A 16070-nucleotide genomic window follows, 5' to 3' on the forward strand; every position below is an offset into this window, starting at 1 on the left:
GCCCCTGAACGGGCGGCGCCGGTCGTGCGTCTGGACGGCGGGCACGGGACGTGTGGCACCGGGCTACGCTTGTTGAGCGATGAACAACCTCCAGCGAGTGGCCTACCTCGACCATGCGGCGACGACGCCGATGGTCCCTGAGGCGATCGCCGTGATGGCCGAGGAGCTCGCGCGCACGGGCAATGCGTCGTCGCTGCACGCCTCGGGCCGGGATGCCCGCCGTACGGTCGAGGAGGCGCGCGAGCTGATCGCCGAGCGGTTCGGCGCGCGACCCAGCGAGGTCGTGTTCTGCTCCGGCGGCACCGAGGCCAACAACCTCGCGATCAAGGGCCTCTACTGGTCGCGGCGAGCCCAGGACCCGGCCCGCAACCGCATCGTCTTCAGCTCGATCGAGCACCACGCCCTGCTCGACCCCGTCACGTGGCTCGCCAAGCACGAGGGCGCCGAGATCGAGATGACCCCGGTCGACACGACCGGCCGCATCCTGATCGACGAGCTCCGCGCTGCCGTCGAGCGCGATCCGGCCTCGGTGTCGGCCGTCACGACGATGTGGGCCAACAACGAGATGGGCACGATCCAGCCCGTTTCCGAGGTCGTCGGCGTCGCCCGGGCGTACGACATCCCGGTGCACAGCGATGCCGTGCAGGCCGCCGGCTACGTGCCGCTCGACTTCGCCGCCAGCCAGCTCGACGCCATGACGATCACGGCGCACAAGCTCGGTGGCCCCGTCGGCGTCGGCGCGCTGCTGATCCGCCGTGAGCTCGAGGCGACGCCGCTGCTGCACGGCGGCGGCCAGGAGCGCGACCTGCGGTCCGGCACGCTCAGCGTCCCGCTGATCGCCGCGTTCGCCGCTGCCGTCGACGTCACGGTCGGCCGCCAGGCGCAGACCGTCGAGGGCATCGAGGCGCTGCGGCGCCGGCTCGTCGAGGGCATCGTGCGGGTCGTCCCCGACGCGATCGTCAACGGCGACCCCGAGCCCGGGCCCGATCACCGGCTGCCCAACATCGCCCACGTGACGTTCCCCGGTTGCGAGGGCGACGCGATGCTGATGCTGCTCGACGCCCAGGGCATCGAGTGCTCGACCGGCTCGGCGTGTGCCGCAGGCGTACCCCAGCCCAGTCACGTGCTGCTGGCGATGGGCTACGACGACGTCGCTGCGCGTGGGTCGCTGCGGTTCAGCCTCGGCCACACCTCGACGGAGGCCGATGTCGACCGGCTGCTCCAGGCACTGCCCGCGGTGCACGAGCGTGCTCAGCGGGCGTCGCTGGTCAGGGGCGGGTCATGAGGGTCATCGCCGCGATGTCCGGCGGGGTCGACTCGGCCGTCGCCGCAGCGCGCGCCGTCGACGCAGGTCACGACGTCACGGGCGTGCACCTCGCGCTCAGCCGCAACCCCCGGTCCTACCGGTCAGGTGCCCGCGGCTGCTGCTCGATCGAGGACGCCGGCGACGCTCGCCGCGCCGCCGACCAGCTCGGCATCCCGTTCTACGTGTGGGACATGGGCGAGGAGTTCGCCGACAACGTCGTCGACGACTTCATCGCCGAGTACACCGCCGGGCGTACGCCCAACCCGTGCCTGCGCTGCAACGAGAAGATCAAGTTCGCCGCGGTGCTCGACCGCGCGCTCGCGCTGGGATTCGACGCCGTCGCGACGGGGCATTACGCGCAACTCGAGAGCGCCCCGGACGGCACGATCGAGATGCACCGCGCGATCGACATGGGCAAGGACCAGTCCTACGTGCTCGGCGTGCTGACGCAGGAGCAGCTCGCACACTCGCTGTTCCCCCTCGGCGACACGACCAAGGACGTCGTACGCGCCGAGGCCGCCCGCCGCGGCATCCAGGTCGCGACCAAGCCCGACAGCCACGACATCTGCTTCATCCCCGACGGCGACAACGCCGGCTGGCTCGGCGAGAAGCTCGGGCCCAAGCCGGGCACGATCGTCGATGAGGACGGCACGGTGCTGCGCGAGCACGACGGGGCGTACGCGTTCACGATCGGCCAGCGGCGCGGGCTGCGACTCGGCATCCCCGCCGACGACGGCAAGCCCCGGTTCGTGCTCGACATCGAGCCGGTCAGCGGCACCGTCACGGTGGGTTCGCGGGAGTCGCTCGCGGTCGATGCACTCGAGTGCATCAAGCCCCTGTGGTGCGGCACGCCGCCGGCCGGGTCGCTCGACTGCACGGTGCAATTGCGGGCCCACGGCGACGAGCATCGCGCGACGGTGCACGTCGACCCCTCGACAGGCTCAGGACAAGCGGCCGTACGCGTCGAGCTGCACGACCCCGCGAGCGGCATCGCGCCGGGCCAGGCCTGCGTCATCTACGACGGCACGCGCGTCGTCGGCTCGGCCACCATCAGTCGTACCGCCCGCGTGGCGGTGGGTTAGCGTCCACCTTGCGCCCTCGGGCGGTGAGTTGGCGTCCATCTGCACCCTTGAACTGGACGCCAGGTCACCGCTCACAGCTACGACTGGACGCCACCTCACCGCTCCACCCTCGGACGAAGGAATCACATGAGCATCGCCACCGGCATCGGCTCGATGCCGGGCACCGACTTCGCCGAGTCGCTGCGCCTCGTCATGGGCGAGGTCGGCGACTTCGTGTACGTTCCTGAGCTCCCCGCGCGAGGCGTGCACGCCGGCATGATCGGCCGCACCCTCGCGGTGCTCGACGGCCTCGACGCCGACCTGCAGCCCGATGGCTGGCGCGTGGGCGTGGGGGAGGGCGTCGACCAGCGCCGGGCACGATCACTGCTGGCCCAGGACCTCGATGTTGCCGAAGAGCTCGCCGGTACGCACGACGGCCCGCTCAAGCTGCAGGTCACCGGCCCGTTGACCCTCGCCGCATCGGTGGAGCGCCCGCGCGGCGACAAGATGCTCGCCGACCACGGTGCCCGCCGCGAGATCGCCGAGTCACTCGCCGAGGGCCTTCGCGCGCATGTCGCCGACGCGCGCAGGCGATTCCCGGACGCCGAGCTCGTCGTGCAGGTCGACGAGCCGTCGATCGTCCCCGTGCTCACGGGTGGCATCCCGACCGCGAGCGGCTTCTCCCGCCACCGCAGCGTCCACCCGCCGGAGGCCGACGCCCTGCTGCGGCTCGTCACCGAGGCGATCACCGGCGCCGGAGCACGCCCCGTCGTGCACTCGTGCGCGCCGGACGTACCCGTCGAGCTCCTCGCCGGCGCGGGCTTCAGTGCGATCGCGTTCGACCTGTCGCTCGCCCGACCCGACGACATCTGGGCCGAGACGTTCGAGCAGGGCACCGACCTGTGGCTCGGCGTCGTCCCCTCGACCGACACGACCGGCGTCACCAACACCGCCCTGGTCACCCGCATAGCGGCGTTCTTCGGCCGCTTCGGGTTCGACGAAGAGGCGTATGCCGCACGGCTCGTCGTCACGCCGACCTGTGGCCTGGCGGGTGCCTCACCCGCATGGGCGCGCGAAGCCTTGGTGCTGGCGCAGCGCGTGGCGGCCGGCTGAGGACCGCTCAGCGTACGGGCTGGTCCGTGGCGACGTCCTTGGTCGCGGGGTCGACCCGGACCTTGATGGTGTGGCCGATCGCGAAGTCCGGGAGCTTGACCGGGCTGATGGGCACGACCGTCGTGGTCTCGAACCCGGGCACGCCCGCGGCCTCCTCGATCCGCAAGGTCAGACGGACCATGATGTAGATCGTGTTGACCCGGGTGCCGGTGTCATACGTGTCGAGCACGACAGCCGTCGTCGGGTTGCCCTCGGCCCTGACGCGCTCGGTCATCTTCGCCTTGGTCGCGAGTCGCACGATGACCCGCTGGAGCACAAAGACGGCCACGACGGCGAGCACGGAGATGATCAGGACCTTTGTCATGCGAAGAGCCAAGGCGACAGCCTCTCCGCTGCGCCGAGTGTCCCCCCGCGACGATAAAGTCGAGCCATGGCGACCGATGACGACCTGAGGCAGCGGCACAAGGAGCTCGCCGAGACGATCGAGGAGCATCGGCAGCGCTATCACCGCGACGACGCACCGGTCATCTCCGACTACGACTACGACCAGCTGATCCGCGAGCTCGAGGGGCTCGAGGAGCAGCTGCCCGAGCTCCGCACGCCCGACTCGCCGACGCAGCAGGTCGGCGGCATGATCTCGTCGACGTTCGAGGCTTACGAGCACCGTGAGCGGCTCTACAGTCTCGACAACGCGTTCTCGATCGAGGAGCTCGAGAGCTGGCACGCGCGCATCCTCCGCGAGGGCGTCGACAATGCCGAGTTCCTCTGTGAGCTCAAGGTCGACGGGCTGGCGATCTCCCTGACGTACGAGGACGGCGTGCTGACCCGCGGTGTCACGCGCGGCGACGGCCGGGTCGGCGAGGACGTCACCGCCAACGTCCGCACGATCGGCGCCATCCCGCACCGGCTCAAGGCCACCAAGAAGTATCCGATCCCCGCCTACGTCGAGGTGCGCGGCGAGGTGTTCTTCCCGACCAAGGAGTTCGAGGAGTTCAACACCGCGTGGGCCGAGTCCGGCAAGACGCCGTTCTCCAACCCCCGCAACGCCGCCGCGGGCACGCTGCGCATGAAGGACTCGTCGGTCACCGCGAGTCGCCCGCTGTCGATGGTGTGCCACGGCCTCGGCTACCGCGAGGGGTTCACGCCCAAGCGGCAGAGCGAGGCCTACGACGCGCTCAAAGCGTGGGGCCTGCCGACCAGCGACCGCGCCAAGGTGGTGCCCGACCTCAAGGCGGTCGAGGAGTTCATCGACTACTACGGCGAGCGTCGTCACGACGTGATCCACGAGATCGACGGCGTCGTGGTCAAGGTCGACCAGGTCGACCTGCAGCGCCGCCTCGGCTCGACGTCGCGCGCGCCGCGCTGGGCGATCGCGTGGAAGTACCCGCCCGAGGAGGTCAACACCCGGCTGCTCGACATCCGGGTCAACGTCGGCCGCACCGGCCGGGTCACGCCTTACGGCGTGATGGAGCCCATCAGGGTCGCCGGATCCACGGTCGAGATGGCCACGCTGCACAACCAGCACGAGGTCAAGCGCAAGGGCGTGCTGATCGGCGACATGGTCGTGCTGCGCAAGGCCGGTGACGTGATCCCCGAGATCGTCGGCCCGGTCGTCGCGCTCCGCGACGGCACCGAGCGGGAGTTCGTCATGCCGACGGAGTGCCCGTCCTGCGGCACTCCGCTGGCGCCGAGCCGTGAGGGCGACAAGGACATTCGCTGCCCCAACACCCGGTCGTGCCCGTCCCAGCTGCGCGAGCGCCTGACGCACGTCGGCGGCCGAGGTGCGTTCGACATCGAGGTGTTCGGCTGGGAGGGCGCCACTGCTCTGCTCGACGCCGGTGTGCTGGTCGACGAGGGCGGGCTGTTCTCGCTGACCGCCGACCAGCTGCTCCAGGTCCCGCTCTACACGCGTCTAGCCAAGAAGGCCGAGCTCGCCGACGGTGCCGATGAGCGCGTCCTGAGCGCCAACGGCCTCGCCCTGCTCGACAACCTCGAGAAGGCCAAGACCCAGCCCCTCTGGCGGGTGCTCGTCGCCCTGTCGATCCGGCACGTCGGCCCGACGGCCGCCCGCGCGTTGGCGACCCACTTCGCCTCGATGACGGCGATCGAGGAGGTCGTGGCGGCTGACGACGCCGTCCAGACCATCTCGGCGGTCGACGGTGTCGGCCCCACGATCGCCGAAGCCGTCGTCGAGTGGTTCGCCGTCGACTGGCACGCCGACATCGTTCGTCAGTGGCGTGAGGCCGGCGTACGCATGGAGGACGAGCGTGACGCATCGATCCCGCGCACCCTCGAGGGCCTCACGATCGTGGTCACCGGATCGCTCGAGCGGTTCACCCGCGACTCGGTCAAGGAGGCGATCATCGCGCGCGGCGGCAAGGCGTCCGGGTCCGTGTCCAAGAAGACCGACTACGTCGTGGTCGGCGACAACGCCGGCTCCAAGGCCGACAAGGCTGAGCAGCTCGGCGTCCCGATCCTCGACGAGGCGGCGTTCGAGGAGCTCATCGCCAACGGTCCACCCCCGGTGCCCGCCGAGGAGTCCTGAGGCTCAGGGACGGATGTTGTGGTTGCCGGCGAACAGGTTGCCGGGGTCGTGCTCGCGCTTGACCGAGCTGAGCCGCTCGTACGTCTCAGCGGGATAGACCGCCTCGACATCCGCCTCAGACGCTGACGACAGGAAGTTCGCGTACGCGCCGCTGACATGCGGGGCAAGCCGCTCCCAGACAGCGTCGAACGCCGGCTGGGCGGCGGCGAGCGCGGGTGGCGGACCCGCCATCGTGGTCGCGAACATCAGGTCGGCCCGCCGGTGCGCGTACGCCGTGGCGTCCTCAGGAACGCGCGCCACGGCACCGCCGACGCTGCGGACCGCCATGATCGGGGATCCTTCCGTTGTGCCGACCTCCGCGAGGATCGCGAGCACGTCCGACGCGGCCTCCTTGTCGACGAAGCCGCTCCGGGTCACGAACCGCAGCCCCGGAGGTGGCGTCATGCCTTCGACCAGCATGCTCGCCGCCGGGACGCGTGCGACGTCATCGGCGATGACGGTGCCGAGCCGGCGGATCGGGTCGATCGCGCGGGCCGCCTGATCTGCGTCGTCGCCGTCGAAGGCCACATGGACGACGACAGGCGCTTGGGGGCCACCCGCGAACGGGTTGGCGAACTCGACGCTCGACGTGAGGTCTTCCGTGGCCTCCCGAAGGTAGTCCGCCCACCCCTGGAGGACCGTTGCCAGCTCGGTCGCCGGGAACGCGACGTGGCCGAAGTAGACGTCCGTCGTCACGTGCGCCTCGAGCTCCAGCGCCGTCACGACGCCGAAGTTGCCGCCACCGCCGCGGATCGCCCAGAACAGGTCGGGGTTCCACTGTGCGCTCGCATGCACGATCTCACCGCTCGCGAGGACGACCTCCGCAGCGACCAGGTTGTCGAGCGCCAGGCCGTACTTCCTGACCTTCCAGCCGATGCCACCGGTGAGCGTCAGCCCGCCGACCCCGACGCTGCGGGTGTCGCCCGACGAGATCGACAGTCCGTACGGCGCCAGGGTGTCCACGACCTGGCCCCATGTGGCGCCACCGCCGACACGTATGACGTGGCGGTCCTCGTCGACCACCTCGACCTCCGAGAGCCGGCCGAGGTCGATGACCACACCGTCGTCGTTGGTGCCGAATCCGGCGAACGCGTGACCCCCGCCGCGAACCGACAGCGGAAGCCCGGTCGCGGCGGCGAACGTCACCGCGGCCTGGACGTCGGCGACGTTCGCCGGCCTCAGCACGTACGCCGGGCTGCCCTGTGTCAGGACCGTGCGACTGGCCAGCTCGTATGCCGGGTCGCCGGGCTCGATGATGTCGCCGCTGAACTCGCGGCGGAGTGTGTCAAGGGTCGTGCTCATGAGATGCCTCCCGCAGAAATCTGGACTCGAATGCACCTCTGACGTACGAGAACGCGCTCGTGTGACGGTCAGCCTGCGGCCTTCTCGACCAGTCCCGTCAGCGTCTTCTCGATGGTGGGGTTCATGGCGATCACGGCGAATGCCGTCGGCCACATCTCGCCGTCATCGAGCTGCGCCCACTCGTTGAAGCCGACCTCGGCATAGCGGACCTTGAACTTCGCGGCGGGCTTGAAGAACACGACGACCTTGCCGTCCCGCGCCCACGCGGGCATGCCGTACCAGGTCTTGGGCGCCAGGTCCGGGGCCGTGTCGCGCACGATCGCGTAGAGCTTCTCGGCGATCACGCGATCGGCCTCGGGCATCTCGGCGATCTTGTCCAGCACGTCCTGGTCGTCGGCGGCGGCCTTCTTGGCTCCGGCGCCACCGCGGGACGACTTCTTGAGCTCGGCCGCGCGCTCCTTCATCGCGTCGCGCTCCTCCTCGGTGAATCCTTCGTACGACTGGGTCTTCGTCATGATGCTGCTCCTCTGGTGAGTGGGTGTACGGCGAGCGTAGGTTCGTCCGGGCGTCCCGCGCTTCTTGATTCCTGACCGGATCGAGTCACCCGTAGCATCGAGAGGTGCCTCCCCGCTCACCGTTGCCGCCACGACATGGGCTCGGTGCTGCGTGGCTGCGCACCCCCGATCGCGGCCTGCCGACTCCGGATCGGTGGCCGACGATGGGCGCGTGGCTGCGCGACCGGCTCCCGGAGCGGGTCGACGTCGCCGGGATGCTCGCCGACGAGCGGTTCGTCTACGACACCGGCCGGGCGGTCGGCGAGGAGCACCCCTACACGCCGCACACGTTCGTGTGGTTCCACCGTGACCTGCCGGACGAGGCGGACGTGCCCGGCACGCTTCTCGTGATTCATCGGGACGAGCGGCTCGTCGTGGTCGACAAGCCGGCGTTCCTGTCGTCGATCCCGCGCGGGCGGCACGTGCGCCAGAGCGTGGTCGTACGTCTGAGGGACGAGCTCGGCCTGCCCGAGCTGTCGCCGCTGCACCGGCTCGACCGGGTCACCTCGGGCCTGTTGCTGCTCGCCACCGAGCGTCGGTGGCGCGGCGCCTATCAGACGCTGTTACAGGAGGGCGCGGTCCGCAAGACATACCGGGCACTGGCGCCCGTCCGGGCGGACCTCGAGCTGCCCGTGGTGGTCAGCAACCACATCACCAAGCGCCGCGGCACGTGGCAGGCCGAGGTCGTGCCGGACGCGCCGGTCAACGCCGAGACCCTCGTCGAGCTGGAGTCAGAGATCGGCGGCCACGGGGTCTACCGGCTGACGCCACGCACCGGGCGTACGCACCAGCTGCGGCTGCACCTGCACGGCCTGGGCATCCCGATCGTCGACGACCCGCTCTACCCGACCGTGCACGACATCGCCGTCGACGACTTCAGCCACCCGCTGCAGCTGCTCGCCGCCGAGCTCGAGCTGACCGACCCGTTCGACGGCACAAGCCGCCGGTTCGAGAGCGTACGGTCGCTGCCGCTCTGACCTGTCTCGGCTCAGGGATCGGCGCGGATGCGGGCTGCGAACGCCGTGATCGACACGACGGCGAACGCGATGCCCCACCAGACGAGGCCACCGGCGGCGGCATACAGGGCGACCGTCACGAACATCATGACCTGCACGATGAATCGTGTCGGGTTGACCAGCCGCTTGTCGGACGTCGGTGCCATCCACTGCGCCCAGATGCCGATCGCCACGAACGCGAGGAAGGCTCCGAGCGCCCAGCCCTTCCAGCCACCGGCCATGCCGTGGCCCGCGGCGACGAGCAGCACGATCATCGCGAGTTCGCACACGAACGCGATCAGGTCCCACGGGCCGACGTCCTGCGGTTTCTGCGGAGGCATGCGGAGCAGCCTAGATGCCGACCCGCTTGATGATGCTGTTGGCCAGCTCGGCCGGGCGCTCGTCGAGCAGCCAGTGGGTCGCCCCCTGCACGATCTCGAGCTCGTACGGCCCGCTGACCCAGCGATGGTTGATCTCGGCGCCCTTGCGGCCGAGCGCCACGTCGTTGTCGCTCCACACGTACGTCGTCGGCACCGCGATCTTCTTGCCGAGCTGTCCGGGGTTCGCCCGGAGGATCGACCGGTAGTAGCCGAGCCCGCCGCGCAGCGCGCCGTGGTCGACGATCTCGGTGTGGAACTGCTCGACCATCTCGCGCGTCATCCCGCCGCCGCGCAGCATCGAGTCGGCGCGGCCGCTCGCCAGCATCCGCTCGGGCAGGACCGGCAGCTGGAACAGTGCCATGTAGTACGACTTCAGGGCCTGGCCGCTCGTGAACATCGACCGGATGAACGCGCCGGGATGCGGCACCGATGCGGCGGTCAACGAGGTGACCCGATCCGGGTGGTTGCCCGCGACGGACCAGGCGACGGCTGCGCCCCAGTCGTGGCCCACGAGGTGCACGGGACCAGGCCCGATCGCATCGATCAGCGCAACGATGTCCGAGGTCAGGGCCGCCATGCCGTACGCGAACCGTGACTTCGGCCGGGCGCCGGGGGAGTAGCCGCGCTGGTCGGGAGCGTACGTCCGAAGGCCGCGCGCGTGCAGGTGCTCGGCGACCTGGTTCCACGCCGATGCCCGCTGGGGGAACCCGTGGAGCAGGACCACGGGCGTCCCGTCCAGCGGGCCGCTGTCGATGACGTCGAACGTGTGGGGGCCGTTGCGGAACTGGGTCAGTCTGGGCTCGGTCACCCCTGCATCATGTCAGAGAACGCGATTATCTCGATGTGCGGCGTCCGAACAACCACGCCGACGCGGGGATCGACACGACCAGGAGGCCGAGGCACCACGCGGCGGCGATCCACGCCTGGTTGTCGATCGGGGTGCCCATCCAGAGGCTGCGCAGCGTCTCGATGACCGGCGTGAGCGGCTGGTGCTCGGCGAACCCACGCATCCACGACGGCATCGTGTCGGCCGGCACGAACGCGGTGCTGACGTACGGCAGGAACATCAGGATCATCGAGAAGCCGTTGGCCGCCTCGGGGCTGCCGAGCAGGAGGCCGGCGGTCGCGGCGAGCCACGAGATCGCAAGGACGAACAGCAGCACCACGCCGATCGAGGCGATCCAGTCCATCGGCGAGGCATTCGGCCGCCACCCGACCAGCAGGGCGACGCCGATCACGAGCGCCGTGGCGATGAGGTTGCGGACCACGCTGGCCGCGATGTGCCCGACCATGACCGACGAGCCGTGGATCGGCATCGACCGGAACCGGTCGACGATGCCGTTGCTCATGTCCTGCGCGACGCTGACCGACGTCGTACCGGCGCCGAATCCCGCGCACAGCAGCAGCAGGCCGGGCACGACGTAGTTGACGTAGTCGCCGCCGGTGTTCATCGCGCCGCCGAAGACGTACACGAACAGCAGCATCAGGATCACCGGCAGCATCAGTGCCGTGAAGAACGCCTCGGGGTCGCGGAACGACCTGCGTACGCTGCGCGTCACCATGACGCGGGAGTCGAGGACTGCGGTGGAGATCGTCATGGCGGGCTTCCTTGTCGGGGTCGTGGTGGTCATGCGGCGCGCCGCTCGGTGAGGGAGAAGAACACGTCGTCGAGGCTCGGGTGGACCGTCGTGACCTTGCGCACGACGAGTCCCTCGCGCTCGAGCCGGGCGAGCAGCGCGACGATCTCGGCGGGGGAGCCGTCGGTGGGCACCTCGACGCTGAGCAGCCGCTCGTCCGTACGTTCGGGGGAGAGCTGGGTGACCGCGCGCCCGAACGACTCGGCGTCGCCGAGCTCGATGCGCAGCAGCTCGCCGCCGATCGTCGACTTGAGCTCGGCAGCGGTGCCCTCGGCGACGATCGCTCCGCCGTCGAGCACCGCGATGCGGTCGGCGAGCTGATCGGCCTCCTCGAGGTACTGCGTCGTCAGGAGGATCGTCACGCCGTCGTCGACGAGCTGCCGCACGGTGCCCCAGACCTGCTCGCGGCTGCGAGGGTCGAGGCCGGTCGTCGGCTCGTCGAGGAACAACAGCTCGGGTCGCTCGATCATGCTGATCGCCAGGTCGAGGCGCCGGGTCATGCCGCCCGAGAACGTGCCGACGCGGCGGGAGCGGGCCTCGACGAGGTCGAACTCGACGAGGAGGTCCTCGACCCGCTGCCGGGCGACGCGTCGGGGGAGGTGCCGCAGCTGAGCCATCATCAAGAGGTTCTCCTCGGCGGTGAGCACCTCGTCGACGGCGGCGTACTGCCCCGTGAGGCTGATGACCTCGCGGACGCCGAGCGGATCGGTGACGAGGTCGTGGCCGGCGATCGTGGCGGTGCCGGAGTCGGGCGCCAGCAGCGTGGCGAGGATGCGGACGAGAGTCGTCTTGCCGGCGCCGTTGGGCCCGAGCAGCGAGAACACGGATCCAGTGGCGACGGCGAGGTCGATGCCGTCGAGGACGACGTGGTCCCCGTACGCCTTGTGCAGGCCCGTGGCGGTAACTGTGTATGTCATACACGGAACTGTATATGGCATACACTGAATGTCGCAAGAGGTGATCTGGAAGGGTGTGGTCATGGCTGAATCCGACGACCGAGCCGTCCTCCCGCCGAGCCTCGAGCTGCTCTGGGGACGGCGCGAGGTGGGCCGCCGCGGGCCCAAGCCCGGACTCAACGTCGACGCGATCGTCGCGGCCGCAGTCGAGATCGCGAACGCCGAGGGGCTCGACGCTGTCTCGATGGCACGCGTCGCCAAGGCCGTCGGATTCACGACGATGTCGCTCTATCGCTACGTCACCAACAAGGACGAGCTGCTCCAGCTGATGTGGAACGCCAGCGCTGACGGCGTGATGGAGTTCGAGCTCGAGGGGGAGACCTGGCGCAGCCGCCTGCTCAGCTGGGCCATGGCGCAGCGTGAGGCCATCGCGCGCAACATCTGGATCGTCCAGATGCCGATGGCGACCCCGCCGCTGGCGCCCAACTCGCTGCGGTGGATGGAGGTCGGTCTCGAGGCGCTCGGCGACACCGAGCTGGGAGACGGCGAGAAGATGCGCGTCCTCGGCCTGATCTCCTCACACGCCCTGATCGATGCCCGGATGGCGTACGACGCGCAGCAGGCCAAGGGGGCCGGCGCCGTGCCGATCGACTACACCGCGATCCTGCGCGAGGTCGCCGAGGAGGAGCGGTTCCCGCATCTCCATCGCGTCGCCTGGTCGGGAGAGGCGGACGATCCGGAGCCCGGCGACGACCCGTTCGCGGAGTACCGCTTCGACCTCGAGGTCATGCTCGACGGCATCGAGGCACTGGTCGAACGCTCCCGCTCCTGAGCGGCTCGCTGCGGTCACTAGGATGGATCGGTAGCCCCGACCCCACCGCACGACCACTCACCGCAAGGAAGTTGCATGTCTGAGCCCGCCAAGGGTATTTCGCGCGCCGACGTCAGCCATCTGGCCGGCCTCGCCCGCATCGACCTCAGCGAGGCCGAGCTCGACCACTTCGCCGCCGAGCTGCCCGCCATCCTCGAGCACGTCGCGGTCGTCCAGCAGGCCGCCGGCGACGACGTCGAGGCGATGAGCCACCCCGTGCCGGTCAACAACGTCTTCCGTGAGGACGTCGTCGTGCCGTGCCTGACGCCCGAGGAGGCGCTCGCGGGCGCCCCGGCGTCGGAGCAGCAGCGGTTCCTCGTCCCCAAGATCCTCGGGGAGGACTGACATGACCGATCTGACTCGTCTGAGCGCTTCGGAGCTCGCCGCCAAGCTCGCCCGCAAGGAGGTCTCGAGCGTCGAGGCCACCCAGGCCCAGCTCGACCGCATCGCCGCGGTCGACGGCGACATCCATGCCTTCCTGCATGTCGACGCCGAGGGCGCACTCGCCACGGCCGCCGACATCGACTCCCGCCGGGCAGCAGGCGAGGGCCTGCACGGGCTCGCCGGCGTCCCGATCGCCGTCAAGGACATCGTCGCGACCAAGGGCATGCCCACGACGTGCGGCTCGAAGATCCTCGACGGCTGGATCCCGCCCTACGACGCGACGATCACGCAGCGCATCAAGGCCGCCGGCCTGCCGATCCTCGGCAAGACCAACATGGACGAGTTCGCGATGGGCTCCTCGACGGAGCACTCGGCGTACGGCCCCACACGCAACCCCTGGGACCGCGATCGCATCCCCGGTGGCTCTGGAGGCGGCTCGGCCGCTGCCGTCGCCGCGTTCGAGGCCGCCCTCGCGATCGGCACCGACACCGGTGGGTCGATCCGCCAGCCGGGCGCGCTGACCGGCACCGTCGGGGTCAAGCCGACCTATGGCGGCATCAGCCGTTACGGCCTGGTGGCCCTGGCGAGCAGCCTCGACCAGGCCGGCCCCGTCACGCGCACGGTCCTCGACGCCGCGCTGCTGCACGAGCTCATGGGCGGACACGACCCCATGGACTCCACCAGCATCGATGCGCCCGCGCCGCTGGTCGTCTCGGCCGCCCGCCGCGCCGACGTCAAGGGACTCAAGATCGGCATCGTCAAGGAGCTGGGCGGCGAAGGCTTCCAGGCCGGCGTCAGTGCCCGGTTCAACGAGGCCGTCGAGCTGCTGACGTCCGCGGGCGCCCAGGTCGTCGAGGTGTCGCTGCCGAGCCTCGAGTACGCCCTTGCGGCCTACTACCTCGTGATGCCGAGCGAGGCGAGCAGCAACCTCGCCCGCTTCGACGCGATGCGCTACGGCGTACGCGTGCCGCCGGCCGGCGTCGACGATCCCAGCGCCGAGCAGGTCATGGCCTCGAGCCGCGACGCGGGCTTCGGCGACGAGGTCAAGCGCCGCATCATCGTCGGCACCTACGCCCTGTCGAGCGGCTACTACGACGCCTACTACGGCTCGGCGCAGAAGGTGCGCACGCTTCTCGCGCGCGACTTCGCAGCCGCGTTCGAGCAGGTCGACGTGCTGGTGTCGCCGACCTCGCCGACGACCGCGTGGCCGTTGGGCGCCAAGCTCGACGACCCGCTGTCGATGTACCTGCAGGACGTCGCCACGATCCCGGCCAACCTCGCCGGCATCCCCGGCCTTTCCCTGCCTGTCGGGCTCGCCGACGAGGACGGCCTGCCGGTCGGCCTGCAGTTCCTCGCGCCGCAACAGGCCGACGACCGGCTCTACAACGCCGGCGCTGCCCTCGAGAAGCTGCTCGAGGACAAATGGGGCGGCCCGATGCTTGCCCAGGCACCCGATCTGGAGGTTGCGCGATGACGACCGAGACTCTGGTTCCCGTCGATGAGGCGCTGACCCGCTACGACCCGGTCATGGGCCTCGAGATCCACATCGAGCTCAACACCACGACCAAGATGTTCTGCGGCTGCCCGACCGAGTTCGGCGCCGAGCCCAACACCCAGGTCTGCCCGGTGTGCCTCGCGCTCCCGGGTGCGCTGCCGGTCGTCAACGCCAAGGCGATCGAGTCGGCGATCCGCATCGGCCTCGCGCTCAACTGCGAGATCGCCGAGTGGTGCCGGTTCGCGCGCAAGAACTACTTCTACCCGGACATGCCCAAGAACTTCCAGACCTCGCAGTACGACGAGCCCATCGCGTTCGACGGCCACGTCGACGTCGAGGTCGACGGCGAGACCTACCGGATCGACATCGAGCGGGCGCACATGGAGGAGGACACCGGCAAGTCGCTGCACGTGGGCGGCTCGACGGGCCGCATCCACGGTGCCGACTTCTCGCTGGTCGACTACAACCGCGCCGGCATCCCGCTGATCGAGATCGTGACCCGCACGATCGAGGTCCCCGGCGACAAGGCTGCTGCGGTCGCCCGGGCCTACGTCTCCTACGTCCGCGACCTGATCGGTGGCCTCGGCGTCTCGGACGTACGCATGGACCAGGGGTCGCTGCGTGCCGACGTCAACCTCTCGCTCAAGCCCAAGGGCTCGACGACGCTCGGCACGCGCTCGGAGACCAAGAACGTCAACTCGTTCCGGTCGGTCGAGCGCGCCGTACGCTACGAGATCTCGCGGCACGCGGGCATCCTCGACCAGGGTGGCTCGGTGCTGCAGGAGACGCGGCACTTCCATGAGGACACCGGCACGACGTCCTCGGGCCGCGAGAAGTCCGACGCCGACGACTACCGCTACTTCCCCGAGCCCGACCTCGCGCCGGTGTCCCCGTCGCGGGAGTGGGTCGAGGAGCTGCGGGCCACGCTGCCCGAGCCCCCGGCCGTACGTCGTGCACGCCTGCAGGCCGACTGGGGTTTCAGCGACCTCGAGATGCGGGACACGATCGGCGCCGGAGCACTGCAGCTCGTCGCCGACACGATCGAGGCCGGAGCCACGCCGCAGGCGGCCCGCAAGTGGTGGCTCGGCGAAATGGCTCGTCGCGCCAACGAGCAGGGCGCGGATCTCGACTCGCTCGGCATCACGCCGCTGCAGGTCGCCGAGATCCAGGCGCTGATCGATGCCGGCCGGATCAACGACAAGCTGGCCCGCTCGGTGTTCGACGGCGTCATCGCTGGTGAGGGCACCCCCGAGGAGGTCATCGTCGGGCGTCAGCTCGAGGTGGTCTCCGACGACGGTGCGCTCGGCGATGCCGTTGACCGGGCGATCGCGGGCGATCCCGATGCTGCTCAGAAGATCCGCGACGGCAAGCAAGCCGCTGCGGGTGCGCTGATCGGCGCCGTCATGAAGGAGATGCGCGGTCAGGCCGACGCCGGCCGCGTCCGCGAGCTGATCCTCGAAAAGCTCACCTGACGCTGACGAGAGGGTTGTTG

General features: G+C 69.9%; 16 protein-coding genes. 9 read left to right on the forward strand and 7 right to left on the reverse strand.

The window, feature by feature from the left end; genetic code table 11:
• The first annotated feature begins 79 nt into the window (after positions 1 to 79).
• The 3 genes from ESP70_RS11590 (at position 80) to ESP70_RS11600 (ending at position 3480) form a co-directional block, all read left to right on the forward strand.
• Positions 80 to 1285, forward strand: coding sequence for a cysteine desulfurase family protein (locus tag ESP70_RS11590; protein WP_188110598.1), 1206 nt, complete (start codon positions 80 to 82; stop codon positions 1283 to 1285).
• Entirely contained in the window at positions 1282 to 2388 is a 1107-nt protein-coding gene (mnmA, locus tag ESP70_RS11595; protein WP_149689407.1) for a tRNA 2-thiouridine(34) synthase MnmA, read from the forward strand. Before ESP70_RS11590 ends, mnmA begins: the two co-directional genes overlap by 4 nt.
• A gap of 126 nt (positions 2389 to 2514) precedes the next feature.
• On the forward strand, positions 2515 to 3480 hold the full coding sequence (locus tag ESP70_RS11600; protein WP_149689408.1) for a methionine synthase: 966 nt from the start codon (positions 2515 to 2517) through the stop codon (positions 3478 to 3480).
• Between the two features lie 7 nt (positions 3481 to 3487).
• Here ESP70_RS11600 and ESP70_RS11605 read toward each other — a convergent pair whose 3' ends face one another.
• Entirely contained in the window at positions 3488 to 3844 is a 357-nt protein-coding gene (locus tag ESP70_RS11605; protein WP_149689409.1) for a hypothetical protein, read from the reverse strand.
• Between the two features lie 66 nt (positions 3845 to 3910).
• Between ESP70_RS11605 and ligA the strand changes: the two genes are divergently transcribed.
• Positions 3911 to 6025 carry an NAD-dependent DNA ligase LigA gene (ligA, locus tag ESP70_RS11610; RefSeq protein ID WP_149689410.1) on the forward strand — a complete coding sequence of 705 codons (2115 nt, stop codon included), beginning with the start codon at positions 3911 to 3913 and terminating at the stop codon, positions 6023 to 6025.
• Between the two features lie 3 nt (positions 6026 to 6028).
• On the opposite strand, the gene ESP70_RS11615 is transcribed toward ligA, so the two are convergent.
• Both ESP70_RS11615 and ESP70_RS11620 read right to left on the reverse strand, forming a co-directional pair.
• On the reverse strand, positions 6029 to 7366 hold the full coding sequence (locus tag ESP70_RS11615; RefSeq protein WP_149689411.1) for an FAD-binding oxidoreductase: 1338 nt from the start codon (positions 7364 to 7366) through the stop codon (positions 6029 to 6031).
• A gap of 68 nt (positions 7367 to 7434) precedes the next feature.
• Positions 7435 to 7881 carry an iron chaperone gene (locus ESP70_RS11620; protein ID WP_149689412.1) on the reverse strand — a complete coding sequence of 149 codons (447 nt, stop codon included), beginning with the start codon at positions 7879 to 7881 and terminating at the stop codon, positions 7435 to 7437.
• A 203-nt stretch (positions 7882 to 8084) separates the two neighbouring features.
• On the opposite strand from ESP70_RS11620, the gene ESP70_RS11625 reads away from it, so the two are divergent.
• On the forward strand, positions 8085 to 8897 hold the full coding sequence (locus ESP70_RS11625; RefSeq protein ID WP_223148726.1) for a pseudouridine synthase: 813 nt from the start codon (positions 8085 to 8087) through the stop codon (positions 8895 to 8897).
• An 11-nt stretch (positions 8898 to 8908) separates the two neighbouring features.
• On the opposite strand, the gene ESP70_RS11630 is transcribed toward ESP70_RS11625, so the two are convergent.
• The 4 genes from ESP70_RS11630 to ESP70_RS11645 are packed head-to-tail and all read right to left on the reverse strand — an operon-like array spanning position 8909 to position 11849.
• Positions 8909 to 9256 carry a YrdB family protein gene (locus ESP70_RS11630; RefSeq protein ID WP_149689414.1) on the reverse strand — a complete coding sequence of 116 codons (348 nt, stop codon included), beginning with the start codon at positions 9254 to 9256 and terminating at the stop codon, positions 8909 to 8911.
• Positions 9257 to 9266: 10 nt separating this feature from the next.
• Positions 9267 to 10103 carry an alpha/beta fold hydrolase gene (locus ESP70_RS11635; protein ID WP_149689415.1) on the reverse strand — a complete coding sequence of 279 codons (837 nt, stop codon included), beginning with the start codon at positions 10101 to 10103 and terminating at the stop codon, positions 9267 to 9269.
• 25 nt (positions 10104 to 10128) lie between these two features.
• Positions 10129 to 10893 carry an ABC transporter permease gene (locus tag ESP70_RS11640; protein WP_149689416.1) on the reverse strand — a complete coding sequence of 255 codons (765 nt, stop codon included), beginning with the start codon at positions 10891 to 10893 and terminating at the stop codon, positions 10129 to 10131.
• Positions 10894 to 10922: 29 nt separating this feature from the next.
• Positions 10923 to 11849, reverse strand: a complete 927-nt coding sequence (locus tag ESP70_RS11645) for an ATP-binding cassette domain-containing protein (RefSeq protein WP_149689417.1) — start codon at positions 11847 to 11849, stop codon at positions 10923 to 10925.
• Positions 11850 to 11910: 61 nt separating this feature from the next.
• Between ESP70_RS11645 and ESP70_RS11650 the strand changes: the two genes are divergently transcribed.
• The 4 genes from ESP70_RS11650 (at position 11911) to gatB (ending at position 16050) form a co-directional block, all read left to right on the forward strand.
• A complete protein-coding gene (locus ESP70_RS11650; RefSeq protein WP_188110599.1) occupies positions 11911 to 12660 on the forward strand; it encodes a TetR/AcrR family transcriptional regulator in 750 nt (249 codons plus the stop codon).
• A 75-nt stretch (positions 12661 to 12735) separates the two neighbouring features.
• On the forward strand, positions 12736 to 13044 hold the full coding sequence (gene gatC / locus ESP70_RS11655) for an Asp-tRNA(Asn)/Glu-tRNA(Gln) amidotransferase subunit GatC (protein ID WP_056207740.1): 309 nt from the start codon (positions 12736 to 12738) through the stop codon (positions 13042 to 13044).
• Between the two features lies 1 nt (position 13045).
• Positions 13046 to 14557, forward strand: coding sequence for an Asp-tRNA(Asn)/Glu-tRNA(Gln) amidotransferase subunit GatA (gene gatA / locus ESP70_RS11660; RefSeq protein WP_149689419.1), 1512 nt, complete (start codon positions 13046 to 13048; stop codon positions 14555 to 14557).
• Positions 14554 to 16050, forward strand: a complete 1497-nt coding sequence (gene gatB, locus ESP70_RS11665) for an Asp-tRNA(Asn)/Glu-tRNA(Gln) amidotransferase subunit GatB (protein WP_149689420.1) — start codon at positions 14554 to 14556, stop codon at positions 16048 to 16050. Before gatA ends, gatB begins: the two co-directional genes overlap by 4 nt.
• Positions 16051 to 16070 lie beyond the last annotated feature (20 nt).

Origin of the sequence: Aeromicrobium ginsengisoli (genome assembly GCF_004134905.2) — a bacterium.
GTDB classification, from domain to species: domain Bacteria; phylum Actinomycetota; class Actinomycetes; order Propionibacteriales; family Nocardioidaceae; genus Aeromicrobium; species Aeromicrobium ginsengisoli.

Coding starts and splice junctions, on each gene's coding strand:
- ESP70_RS11590 (WP_188110598.1), top strand. CDS start 80: ATGAACAACCTCCAGCGAGTGGCCTACCTCGACCATGCGGCGACGACG.
- mnmA (WP_149689407.1), top strand. CDS start 1,282: ATGAGGGTCATCGCCGCGATGTCCGGCGGGGTCGACTCGGCCGTCGCC.
- ESP70_RS11600 (WP_149689408.1), top strand. CDS start 2,515: ATGAGCATCGCCACCGGCATCGGCTCGATGCCGGGCACCGACTTCGCC.
- ESP70_RS11605 (WP_149689409.1), bottom strand. CDS start 3,844: ATGACAAAGGTCCTGATCATCTCCGTGCTCGCCGTCGTGGCCGTCTTT.
- ligA (WP_149689410.1), top strand. CDS start 3,911: ATGGCGACCGATGACGACCTGAGGCAGCGGCACAAGGAGCTCGCCGAG.
- ESP70_RS11615 (WP_149689411.1), bottom strand. CDS start 7,366: ATGAGCACGACCCTTGACACACTCCGCCGCGAGTTCAGCGGCGACATC.
- ESP70_RS11620 (WP_149689412.1), bottom strand. CDS start 7,881: ATGACGAAGACCCAGTCGTACGAAGGATTCACCGAGGAGGAGCGCGAC.
- ESP70_RS11625 (WP_223148726.1), top strand. CDS start 8,085: ATGGGCGCGTGGCTGCGCGACCGGCTCCCGGAGCGGGTCGACGTCGCC.
- ESP70_RS11630 (WP_149689414.1), bottom strand. CDS start 9,256: ATGCCTCCGCAGAAACCGCAGGACGTCGGCCCGTGGGACCTGATCGCG.
- ESP70_RS11640 (WP_149689416.1), bottom strand. CDS start 10,893: ATGACGATCTCCACCGCAGTCCTCGACTCCCGCGTCATGGTGACGCGC.
- ESP70_RS11645 (WP_149689417.1), bottom strand. CDS start 11,849: ATGACATACACAGTTACCGCCACGGGCCTGCACAAGGCGTACGGGGAC.
- ESP70_RS11650 (WP_188110599.1), top strand. CDS start 11,911: ATGGCTGAATCCGACGACCGAGCCGTCCTCCCGCCGAGCCTCGAGCTG.
- gatC (WP_056207740.1), top strand. CDS start 12,736: ATGTCTGAGCCCGCCAAGGGTATTTCGCGCGCCGACGTCAGCCATCTG.
- gatA (WP_149689419.1), top strand. CDS start 13,046: ATGACCGATCTGACTCGTCTGAGCGCTTCGGAGCTCGCCGCCAAGCTC.
- gatB (WP_149689420.1), top strand. CDS start 14,554: ATGACGACCGAGACTCTGGTTCCCGTCGATGAGGCGCTGACCCGCTAC.